This is a genomic window from Streptomyces sennicomposti, assembly GCF_019890635.1.
GTDB classification, from domain to species: Bacteria; Actinomycetota; Actinomycetes; order Streptomycetales; family Streptomycetaceae; genus Streptomyces; species Streptomyces sennicomposti.
In genome coordinates, this window is the sequence record NZ_JAIOAB010000103.1 from 1 (window position 1) to 10596 (window position 10596).

At 71.5% G+C, this 10596-nt stretch carries 9 protein-coding genes; 5 read left to right on the top strand and 4 right to left on the bottom strand.

From position 1 onward, the window contains the following. Window positions 1–312: 312 nt before the first annotated feature. From K7787_RS30790 to K7787_RS30800, 3 genes are read left to right on the top strand one after another with little or no spacing between them, the layout of a single operon-like run. A complete protein-coding gene (locus K7787_RS30790; RefSeq protein ID WP_009190391.1) occupies window positions 313–837 on the top strand; it encodes a PadR family transcriptional regulator in 525 nt (174 codons plus the stop codon). Next, window positions 834–1523, top strand: a complete 690-nt coding sequence (locus K7787_RS30795) for an ABC transporter ATP-binding protein (protein WP_009190390.1) — start codon at window positions 834–836, stop codon at window positions 1521–1523. Before K7787_RS30790 ends, K7787_RS30795 begins: the two co-directional genes overlap by 4 nt. Next, the gene (locus K7787_RS30800; RefSeq protein ID WP_164388667.1) at window positions 1520–3859 is read left to right on the top strand and encodes an ABC transporter permease; all 2340 of its coding nucleotides are present in this window, start codon (window positions 1520–1522) and stop codon (window positions 3857–3859) included. The genes K7787_RS30795 and K7787_RS30800 overlap by 4 nt, the downstream gene beginning before the upstream one ends. A 264-nt stretch (window positions 3860–4123) precedes the next feature. Here the strand turns inward: K7787_RS30800 and K7787_RS30805 are convergent, their stop codons facing one another. Next, a complete protein-coding gene (locus K7787_RS30805) occupies window positions 4124–5083 on the bottom strand; it encodes a hydrogen peroxide-inducible genes activator (RefSeq protein WP_223003653.1) in 960 nt (319 codons plus the stop codon). Window positions 5084–5216: 133 nt separating this feature from the next. On the opposite strand from K7787_RS30805, the gene K7787_RS30810 reads away from it, so the two are divergent. Both K7787_RS30810 and K7787_RS30815 read left to right on the top strand, forming a co-directional pair. Continuing rightward, on the top strand, window positions 5217–5771 hold the full coding sequence (locus K7787_RS30810; RefSeq protein WP_019980230.1) for a peroxiredoxin: 555 nt from the start codon (window positions 5217–5219) through the stop codon (window positions 5769–5771). 3 nt (window positions 5772–5774) lie between these two features. Beyond that, window positions 5775–6308: an alkyl hydroperoxide reductase gene (locus K7787_RS30815; RefSeq protein ID WP_019980229.1), complete on the top strand. Its 534-nt coding sequence runs from the start codon at window positions 5775–5777 to the stop codon at window positions 6306–6308. 33 nt (window positions 6309–6341) lie between these two features. On the opposite strand, the gene K7787_RS30820 is transcribed toward K7787_RS30815, so the two are convergent. The 3 genes from K7787_RS30820 to phoH2 all read right to left on the bottom strand — a co-directional run bounded on the left by K7787_RS30820 (window position 6342) and on the right by phoH2 (window position 10319). Further along, a complete protein-coding gene (locus tag K7787_RS30820) occupies window positions 6342–7721 on the bottom strand; it encodes an AI-2E family transporter (RefSeq protein WP_027757749.1) in 1380 nt (459 codons plus the stop codon). Window positions 7722–7872: 151 nt separating this feature from the next. Further along, window positions 7873–8580: an aggregation-promoting factor C-terminal-like domain-containing protein gene (locus tag K7787_RS30825; protein ID WP_197073795.1), complete on the bottom strand. Its 708-nt coding sequence runs from the start codon at window positions 8578–8580 to the stop codon at window positions 7873–7875. A 413-nt stretch (window positions 8581–8993) separates the two neighbouring features. Further along, on the bottom strand, window positions 8994–10319 hold the full coding sequence (phoH2, locus tag K7787_RS30830) for an RNA 5'-3' helicase PhoH2 (RefSeq protein ID WP_019980226.1): 1326 nt from the start codon (window positions 10317–10319) through the stop codon (window positions 8994–8996). Window positions 10320–10596 lie beyond the last annotated feature (277 nt).

Here is a 10596-nt window from a genome sequence, read left to right on the forward strand (position 1 = left end):
CCCCCCGCCCCGCCCCCCCCCCCCCCGCCCCCCCCCCCGCGCCCCCCCCCCCCCCCCCGGGGGGGCCCCCCCCCCCCCCCCCCGCCGCAGCCGTAGCCGCGGCCGCGGCCGGGCGATGAATGGTGGTTCCGGGCCACGACGCACCCGGAAGACCCCCCGCCCGGACCCGCCGTGGCCCAGAACCACCACTCGTCCCCACCCCCGTGACGAAACGGTGACAAACGCCTCCCACCTGCGCGTCCCCACCCCCCGCCACCACCTACACACCCCGCGTATACACGGCACGTATACACGGTGTGTAGAGTGCCGTGCATGTCCATCGGTCACACCCTCCTGGGGCTCCTGGAGTCCGGGCCGCGTCACGGCTACGACCTGAAGCGCGCCTTCGACGAGAAGTTCGGTCACGACCGGCCGCTGCACTACGGCCAGGTCTACTCGACGATGTCGCGGCTGCTGAAGAACGGCCTCGTCGAAGTCGACGGGATCGAGGCCGGCGGCGGCCCCGAGCGCAAGCGCTACGCCATCACCGAGGCCGGCATCACCGACGTCGAGCGCTGGCTCGCCACGCCGGAGAAGCCCGAGCCGTACCTCCAGTCGACCCTCTACACCAAGGTCGTCCTGGCGCTGCTCACCCAGCGCGACGCCGCCGACATCCTCGACACCCAGCGCTCCGAACACCTGCGCAGCATGCGGATCCTGACCGACCGCAAGCGCAAGGGCGACCTCGCCGACCAGCTGATCTGCGACCACGCCCTGTTCCATCTGGAGGCCGACCTGCGGTGGCTGGAACTGACCGCCGCGCGCCTCGACAAGCTCCGTGAGGCGGTGACCCGATGACTCCTCCCCCCGGCTCCCTGCTGGCCGCCGAGAACCTGCGCAAAGCTTACGGCCCGACCACCGCGCTGGACGGCGCCGAGTTCTCCATCCACCCCGGCGAGGTCGTCGCCGTGATGGGCCCCTCCGGCTCCGGCAAGTCCACGCTGCTGCACTGCCTGGCCGGGATCGTCACCCCGGACTCCGGCTCGATCACCTACGACGGCCGCGAGCTGTCCACCATGTCCGACGCCCGGCGCAGCGCGCTGCGCCGCTCGGAGTTCGGCTTCGTCTTCCAGTTCGGCCAGCTGGTGCCCGAACTCACCTGCGTGGAGAACGTCGCCCTGCCGCTGCGGCTGAACGGCACCCCGCGCAAGGAGGCCGAGCGGACCGCGCTCGCCTGGATGGCCCGGCTGGAGGTCGACGACCTGGCCAGGAAGCGGCCGGGCGAGGTCTCCGGCGGCCAGGGCCAGCGGGTCGCCGTCGCCCGGTCGCTGGTCACCGGGCCCCGGGTGCTGTTCGCCGACGAGCCGACCGGCGCGCTCGACTCGCTCAACGGCGAGCGCGTGATGGAACTGCTCACCGAGGCCGCCCGGTCCGCCAACGCCGCCGTCGTCCTCGTCACCCACGAGGCCCGGGTCGCCGCCTGGTCCGACCGCGAGATCGTCGTGCGCGACGGCCGCTCCCGGGACATGGAGCGGCTCGTATGAACCTCCGCCAATGGGCCGCCGACCTGCGCCTGGGCGCGAAGTTCGCGTTCACCGGCGGGCGCGAGGGGTGGACCCGGGTGCTGCTGACGGCGGTCGGCGTCGGGCTCGGCGTGGCGCTGCTGCTGCTGACGACCGCGATACCGAACGCGCTGACCGTACGGCACCAGCGCGACGAGGCCCGCTCCGACTACACCTACAGCCAGAAGGTCAAGCCGAAGGCCGACGACACCCTCGTCATCTCCGACATCGACACCACCTACGGCGACAAGGACATCCGCGGCCGGCTGGTGGAGCCCGAGGGACCGCGCGCGCCGCTCGCCCCGGGCCTGGCGAAGTACCCCGCGCCCGGCGACATGGTCGTCTCCCCCGCGCTGAAGAGGCTGCTCGACTCCGGCGACGGGAAGCTGCTGCGCGAGCGGCTGCCCTACCGGGTGGTCGGGACGATCGGCGAGAGCGGCCTGATCGGCTCGCAGGAACTGGCCTACTACGCCGGCGCGACCGACCTCGCGCGGCACATCAACGGCTGGCAGACGGCCCGGATCAGCGAGTACGGCACCCCGAACCCGACCCCGTCCAGCCCGGACCCGGTGCTGATCCTGCTGGTGCTGGTGGTGTTCGTGGTGCTGCTGATGCCGGTGGCCGTGTTCATCACGGCGGCCGTGCGCTTCGGCGGCGAGCAGCGCGACCGGCGGCTGGCCGCGCTGCGGCTGGTCGGCTCCGACAGCCGGATGACCCGGCGGATCGCGGCGGGCGAGGCGCTGGCCGGCTCGCTGCTCGGGCTGGTCTTCGGCACGGTCTTCTTCCTGCTCGGCCGCCAGGCCGCGGGCGAGCTGGAGATCCTCGACATCAGCGTCTTCCCGAGCTACCTCAACCCCTCGCCGGCGCTGGCCGTGCTGGTCGCCGTGGCCGTTCCGGCGGCCGCGGTGCTGGTCACCCTGCTGGCGCTGCGCGGGGTGGTCATCGAGCCGCTCGGCGTGGTCCGCACCGCCCGGCCGGCCCGGCGCCGCCTGTGGTGGCGGCTGCTGCTGCCGGTGATCGGCCTGGCGCTGCTCTCCCCGATGATCGGCAAGGGCCGCTCGAACGGCGACTTCAACCAGGTCCTGGTCTCCAGCGGCGTGATCGCGCTGCTGGTCGGGGTGACCGCGCTGCTGCCGTGGATCGTGGAGGCGGTCGTCGCCCGGCTCGGCCGCGGCCCGGTCGCCTGGCAACTGGCCGTACGACGGCTCCAGTTGAGCAGCGGCACGGCGGCCCGGATGGTGAACGGCATCGCGGTCGCGGTGGCCGGCGCGATCGCCCTGCAGATGCTCTTCGCGGGCGTCGAGGGCGACTACACCAAGGCGTCGAGGAACGACCTCGACCGGGCGCAGATCCAGGTCCAGCTCTCGCGCGGGACCGGCGCCGACGAGGCGGTGGCGAAGTTGCGCGCGACGCGGGGCGTGCGCGCGGCCGTCGCGCTGGCCGACGGCAACCTCGGCAGCACGAGCAACCGGTCGCCCGACGGCCCGAAGCTCAGCTCCTCGGCGACCATCGGCGACTGCGCGGCGCTGCGCCAGGTGACCGCCCTGCCCTCGTGCCGCGACGGCGACGTCTTCGTCGTCACGGGCGCGGAGTACGACACGGACACCCCGGCCCTGGCCAAGCCCGGCAAGCAGCTCTACCTGGACACCTCCCAGGGCATGGACACCGGCCGTGAGGTGCGCTGGACCGTGCCGCGCGGGATCAGGAAGGTCGCCCCCGGCAAGGACCCCAGCGGCATGGAGCACGGCGGCTTCCTGCTCACCCGGGGCGCGGTGCCGGCGGGAGCGGAGCAGCCCGCCGCGCAGGTCTACGTCTCGACCGACGACGACGTGGCGGACGTACGCGAGTACGTGCGCAACACCGCCGCCTCCCTGGACCGGTTCGCCAACGTGACGGTCTGGACGCGCACCGAGGAGTCCAAGAAGTTCGCCTCCATCCGCACCGGGCTGCTGGTCGGCGCGATCTGTGTGCTGGCGCTGATCGGGGCGAGCCTGCTGGTGTCGCAGCTGGAGCAGTTGCGCGAGCGCCGCAAGCTGCTGTCGGCGCTGGTCGCCTTCGGCACCCGGCGGCGCACGCTGAGCCTGTCGGTGCTGTGGCAGACGGCCGTCCCGGTCGCGCTCGGCCTGCTGCTGGCGGCGGCCGTGGGGCTGACGCTGGGCACGGTGCTGCTGAAGATGACCGCCACGACGGTGGCCGTGGACTGGGCGAGCGTGCTGACGATGACCGGGATCGGCGCGGGGATCGTGCTGGTGGTGACGCTGCTGAGCCTGCCGCCGCTGCTGCGGCTGATGCGGCCGGAGGGGCTGCGGACGGAGTAGGGCGCCGGTCCGTCCACTCCGGTCGGCCGGCCCTCGGTCCTCCGGCCTGCCGGAGCGTCGGCTCTCCGGTCGGCCGGCCCACCGGCCCCCGGTCCGTCGGCTCTCTGGCCCCCGATCCTCCGGCTCTCCGGCTCTCCGGCCCCTGATCCTCCGGCCGGCGGGCGGCCCGGCGAAGGCCCCTCCCTTCGGGGAGGGGCCTTCTCGCGTGGAGCGAGGGCCCGGGGCGCGAGCGGCTGGTCGGGCGCTGTGGGGCGGGGGACTTACTCAGGCCGCCGGGTCCAGGACCCGTACCGGCAGGGCCCGCAGGTCGGTGCGGAGGGCGGCGGCCAGTTCGCGGTACTCGGCGGCGCGGGCCGAGCCGCTGCGCATGGCGAGGGCGATCCGGCGGGAGGGGGCCGGTTCGGCGAAGGAGCCGGTGAGCAACTGACTGCTGCGGGAGATCTCCACCTTGAGGGCGGTGCGCGGCAGCAGCGTGCAGCCGAGGCCGCCGGCGACCAGCTGGACCAGGGTGGACAGGCCGGCGGCGGTGGTGGTGACCGGGGCGTCCTCGCGGCCGGCCTCACGGCAGATGTCGAGGGCCTGGTCGCGCAGGCAGTGGCCCTCGTCGAGGAGGAGCAGGTTCAGTTCCTTCAGGGCCTCGCGCGGTATGCCCTCCCGGCCGCCGAGGCCGTGGTCGAGCGGGGTGACCAGGACGAAGTCCTCGTCGAACAGGGGCAGTTCCACCACTCCGGGCACGCCGAGCGGCACCGCCAGGAGCAGCAGGTCCAGACGGCCGCCGGTCAGCCCGTCCAGCAGGCTCGCGGTCTGCTCCTCGTGCACCTGGAGGTCGAGGTCGGGGTAGCGGCTGTGGACCAGGCGCAGGACGGTGGGCAGCAGATAAGGGGCGACGGTCGGGATGACGCCGAGGCGCAGCACGCCGGTGAAGGGCGCGCGGACGGCCTCGGCCTCCTCCAGCAGCGCGCCGACCTCCTCCAGCACCGCCTTGGCGCGCACGGCCAGGCGCTCCCCCGCGGGTGAGAGCAGTACCTTGCGCGTCGTACGCTCCACCAGGGTGACACCGAGTGTCTCCTCCAGGGTGGAGACGGCGCTGGACAGGGCCGGCTGGCTCATGCCGATGTCGGCGGCGGCGTCCCGGAAGTGCAGGTGCTCGGCGACGGCCGCGAACGCGCGCAGCTGCGACAAGCTGGGCAGATGCTTCCGCCTGCCGTTGTTGGCGACGCTCACTGATAACCACCTCCGATCAACACGACCGAGTGTAGCTATTTCCGTAATCAATGCACCCTGTGCCAACATCAAGAAGGTCCAACCCATGGGAAACACGGGCAAAACCGGTGTTTCTTCGCTGCAAGGAGAGCGTGTGCTCACTGTCGGTGACAAGTTCCCCGAGTTCGAACTGACCGCCTGCGTCTCGCTGGAGAAGGGCAAGGAGTTCGAGCAGATCCACCACAAGTCCTACGAGGGCAAGTGGCTGGTGGTCTTCGCCTGGCCCAAGGACTTCACCTTCGTCTGCCCGACCGAGATCGCCGCGTTCGGGAAGCTGAACGACGAGTTCGCCGACCGCGACGCGCAGATCCTCGGCTTCTCGGGCGACTCCGAGTTCGTGCACCACGCCTGGCGCAAGGACCACCCGGACCTGACGGACCTGCCGTTCCCGATGATGGCCGACTCCAAGCACGAGCTGATGCGCGCCCTGGGCATCGAGGGCGAGGACGGCTTCGCGCAGCGCGCCGTGTTCGTCGTGGACCCGAACCACGAGATCCAGTTCACGATGGTCACCGCGGGCTCCGTCGGCCGGAACCCGAAGGAGGTCCTGCGGGTCCTGGACGCCCTGCAGACCGACGAGCTGTGCCCGTGCAACTGGAGCAAGGGCGACGAGACCCTGGACCCGGTCGCGCTGCTGGCTGGTGAGTGAGGCATGTCCCTCGACTCCCTGAAGTCCGCCGTCCCGGACTACGCCAAGGACCTCAAGCTCAACCTGGGCTCGGTCATCGGCAACAGCGACCTGCCCGCGCAGCAGCTGTGGGGCACGGTGCTGGCCACGGCCATCGCCTCGCGTTCCCCGATCGTCCTGCGCGAGCTGGAGCCGGAGGCGAAGGCGAACCTGTCGCCGGAGGCGTACACCGCGGCGAAGTCCGCGGCCGCCGTCATGGCGATGAACAACGTCTTCTACCGCACCCGGCACCTGCTGTCGGACCACGAGTACGGCACCCTGCGCGCCGGTCTGCGGATGAACGTCATCGGCAACCCCGGCGTCGACAAGGTCGACTTCGAGCTGTGGTCCTTCGCGGTCTCGGCCATCAACGGCTGCGGCATGTGCCTGGACTCGCACGAGCAGGTTCTGCGCAAGGCGGGCCTGGAGCGCGACGTCATCCAGGAGGCCTTCAAGATCGCCGCGGTGATCCAGGCCGTCGCGACGACCCTGGACGCGGAGGCGGTGCTGGCCGAGTAACCGGCCCGCACCTCCCGCTTCACCGAGCCCCGCTCACCCCTCCGGTGGGCGGGGCTCCGTGTGTTCCCCGGCGTCCGGGCGGCCCTCGGCGCCGTCCGTCGGCTGCTCCGCGCGCTTCCCGGACGGCGGCGGGGCGGCGACGTCGGACGAGGCGGTGGCGCCGTGCGGGCGCGGGGACTGGCGCAGCGCCTGCTCGTGGGAGTACTTGCGCAGATAGCCGACCACCGTGTTGGTCACCGCCACCAGCGGCACCGCCACCACCGCGCCGCCGATCCCGGCGATCATGCCGCCGGCCGCGACGGACAGGACCACCGCCAGCGGGTGGACGCGCACCGCGCGCCCGAGGATGAACGGCTGCAGCACATGCCCTTCGATCTGCTGCACCGCCAGCACCACCACGAGCACCATCACCGCCGTGAACACGCCCTGGGTGACCAGCGCGACGACCACCGCGAGCGCGCCGGACACCACCGCGCCCACCAGCGGGATGAACGCGAACAGGAAGATGAACACGGCCAGCGGGACCGCCATCGGCACGTTCAGGAAGTAGATGCCGAGGCCGATGAAGATCGCGTCGATCAGCGCCACGATCACCGTGCCCCGCACATACGCCGTCAGCGTGCGCCAGGCGCGCGGACCGGCGCCGGCCACGCCCGGCCGGGCGGCGGCGGGCACCAGCTTCAGCGTCCACTCCCAGATGCGCCGGCCGTCGTAGAGGAGGAACAGCGTCGAGAAGATCGTCAGCAGGATCCCGGTCAGCGCCTCCACCACCACCGTCACGCCCTCCAGACCGGCGGACGTTATCTGGTCGGTGTTGGCGCCGATGGCCTCGCGCAGGCTCTTGGCGATCTGGTTGATCTGCTTGTCGGTGACATGGAAGGGGCTGTTCAGCAGCCACTTGCGCAGCTCGTCGATGCCGTCCTGGATCTGGTTGGAGAGGTTGTCGATGTTCTCCATGACCTGCCAGGTCACGAACCAGCCGATCAGCCCCATGATGACGAAGCCGAGGATCGCGGTGAGCGCGGTGGCCGGCCCGCGCGGCAGCCCGTGGCGGCGCAGCCGCGCCACCGTCGGCTGCATCAGGGCCGTGATGAGCAGCGCGGCGACGAAGGCGAGGACCACCAGCTGCACGGCGCTGATCACCCGCATCAGCACCCAGACCGTCCCGGCCAGCACCAGCAGCCGCCAGCCGGCCTCGGCGGCCACCCGCACCCCCCAGGGCACGGCCTGCGCCGGATCGGGACGGGCGGGCACCACGGTCACATGATCGGGCAGCGGCGTGGTGTCCGGGGCCGGTCCGGGTTCCGTACCGGCCTCTTCCTTCTCCACCTCGGCGCGGCGCTCGTCCAACCGCTCACCCATTTCGGTCAGCCCGGCGCCGAGCCGGCCGAGCCACCGTGGCACTCGCGACATGATCCGTCCTCTTCCCCCGTCCGTCCCCACCACTCCTCTCAGGAGTCGTCCCGTCAGACGCTACATGGCAAAAGCCCCTCCCCCTAGGACGGGGAGGGGCTGTGCGAGGTTGAGCGCCACGGCGAACCGGGCCGGCGAAGTGCCGGGCGGCTCAGTACCAGTGGTTGGCCGACCAGAACGACCAGGCCTCGCAGGGGCTGCCGTACCGGCTGTTCATGTAGTTGAGGCCCCACTTGATCTGGGTGGCCGGGTTGGTCTGCCAGTCGGAGCCCGCCGAGGCGTACTTGCCGGCCGGGAGCGCCTGGAAGAGACCGTAAGCACCGGAGGAGGCGTTGACCGCGTGGTAGTTCCAGCTGGACTCGTGGTCCACGATGTTGCTGAAGCACTGGAACTGGCCGCTCGGCACCATCTGCCGCGCCATCGCCTGGATCTGCGACACGGAGTACGAGCTCTGGACGGGGAAGCTGGAGGAGTCGCGGGCCGCGCTGCGGCTGGCCGCCTCCTTGAGTTCCGCCCGCTCCTTGGCCTCCTTGGCGGCCTGGGCCGCCTTCTCGGCATCCGCCTTCTTGGCGATCGCGGTCTCGGCGGCGGCCTTGCGGGCCGCTTCCTCGGCGGCCTTCTTGGCGCTCGCGTCGGCGGCGATGGCCTGCGCGTCGGCCTGCTGGGCGAGGGATGCGGTCTGCACCTGCGCCTGCTGACCGACGGGGATGTCCGACAGAAGCGTCGCGTCGGCTGCCGGCGCCGCTTCGGCGTCGTTGTTCTGGGCGACACTGCCCGAGGCAACGCCCACGACGCTACCGACAGCGGTGACCGCGGTGGCGGAGGCCACTGCGAATCCCCGGACCGAGATCCGGCTCACACGGTTTCCTTCCAGCATCGCCCGCTTCGGTGACCCTGGCGGACGCAATCGTGCCCCTGGCACTGGCCTCCCAACTACGGGTCACGGAGGCGCGGGCCCGGTGGGCAACTCCCGTGACGGGAGCGCCGCGTGGTGCTCGGGCGGCATACGACGACGCTATGGAGTTGAGTGCTTCACGGGGTGCCCTACCGCTGGGGGTACGGCTGTGTCGTATGCGGGGCCTGACAGGACTGAGACTCTGCCGTAACCCAACGCGGGGAGGCAATTCTGAGTTGCGTGTGAAAGCTCACATCTCGTTTGGCCTACGGAATTCCGTGAAACACCCGCACACGACAGCGCCGCCCGGCTAGGCTCTCGGCCTTTGCCGGGCGGCGCTGTCGTGACCGCATCCGCCTCAAGTGGTGCGGATAAGCTCAGATATGACCGTCCTCCAGCATTTCGGTCACAAGGGCGGCGATCTGGGACCTCTCGGACCGGGTCAGCGTGACGTGCGCGAAGAGCGGATGCCCCTTCAGCTTCTCCACCACGGCGACCACGCCGTCGTAGCGGCCCACCCTGAGGTTGTCCCGCTGCGCCACGTCATGGGTCAGCACGACCCGCGAGTTGGCGCCGATCCGGGACAGCACCGTCAGCAGGACGTTGCGCTCCAGGGACTGCGCCTCGTCCACGATGACGAACGCGTCGTGCAGCGACCGGCCCCGGATGTGGGTGAGCGGCAGCACCTCCAGCATCCCGCGCGCGGTGACCTCCTCGATGACCTCGCGGCTGGTGACCGCCGAGAGCGTGTCGAAGACGGCCTGCGCCCACGGGCTCATCTTCTCCGCCTCGGAGCCCGGCAGATAGCCGAGTTCCTGCCCGCCCACCGCGTACAGCGGCCGGAACACCATCACCTTCTGGTGCTGACGGCGCTCCAGCACCGCCTCCAGGCCCGCGCACAGCGCCAGCGCCGACTTGCCGGTGCCGGCCCGGCCGCCCATCGACACGATCCCGACGTCCGGGTCGAGCAGCAGGTCCAGCGCGATGCGCTGCTCGGCGCTGCGGCCCTTGATGCCGAACGCCTCCCGGTCGCCGCGCACCAGCCGGACGTTCCCCTCGGGCGTGATACGGCCGAGCGCCCGGCCGCGCTCCGAGTGGATCGTCAGCCCGGTGTGCACCGGCAGGTCCGCCGCCTCGGGGACGTAGACGTGGCCCTCCTCGAAGAGGACGTCCACCTGTTCGCCCGGAAGGGTGAGTTCGGACATGCCGGTCCAGCCGGAGGAGTCCGTGATGGCGAGTTCGGCGCGGTACTCCTCGGCGAGGAGGCCCACGGACGACGCCTTGATCCGCAGCGGCAGGTCCTTGGAGACGACCGTGACGTCGTACCCCTCGGCCTGGAGGTTGCGGGCGACCGCGAGGATGCGCGAGTCGTTGTCACCCAGGCGGTAGCCGGTGGGCAGCACGCTGGGGTCCGAGTGGTTGAGCTCGACCCGCAGCGTTCCGCCGAGGTCCCCGATCGGGATGGGGGCGTCGAGGCGGCCGTGCCGGACCCGGTAGTCGTCCAGCAGGCGCAGGGCCTGGCGGGCGAAGTAGCCGAGTTCGGGATGGTGCCGCTTGGCCTCCAGTTCCGTGACCACGACGACGGGCAGCACGACCTCGTGCTCGTCGAAACGGGTCAGGGCGTTCGGGTCCGCCAGCAGGACGCTGGTGTCGAGAACGTAGGTGCGCCGGTCTGGCTTGGGGCGCTTTGTGCTGGTCACCACGGAAGGACGTACCCCCTCGGATGAGGTCGGGGAGCGACGAGGACGAGCTGGACCGGTCGACGGCCCCGTTGCACGGGCCGGGGACCGGCCCTCCGCGTCTTCGTCCGTGCTGTGACCGCACGGTCGGGCTGGTGCAAAGGGCCTCCCGGGCGGACGACCCCGAGCCGCCCGCTGAGGATCCGACACCCGTGGTTCGGGTGTCGACCTGTCTGGCTTATGCCCTCCAGAATGCGCCGCCATGCAAGTGCGGGGGGTGGCACGCGGATGAACTCCACGT

What these genes read in the sequence shown, in the direction of transcription:
- K7787_RS30815 (WP_019980229.1), top strand. Translation starts at nt 5,775, where the DNA reads ATGTCCCTCGACTCCCTGAAGTCCGCCGTCCCGGACTACGCCAAGGAC.
- K7787_RS30795 (WP_009190390.1), top strand. Translation starts at nt 834, where the DNA reads ATGACTCCTCCCCCCGGCTCCCTGCTGGCCGCCGAGAACCTGCGCAAA.
- K7787_RS30800 (WP_164388667.1), top strand. Translation starts at nt 1,520, where the DNA reads ATGAACCTCCGCCAATGGGCCGCCGACCTGCGCCTGGGCGCGAAGTTC.
- K7787_RS30820 (WP_027757749.1), bottom strand. Translation starts at nt 7,721, where the DNA reads ATGTCGCGAGTGCCACGGTGGCTCGGCCGGCTCGGCGCCGGGCTGACC.
- K7787_RS30790 (WP_009190391.1), top strand. Translation starts at nt 313, where the DNA reads ATGTCCATCGGTCACACCCTCCTGGGGCTCCTGGAGTCCGGGCCGCGT.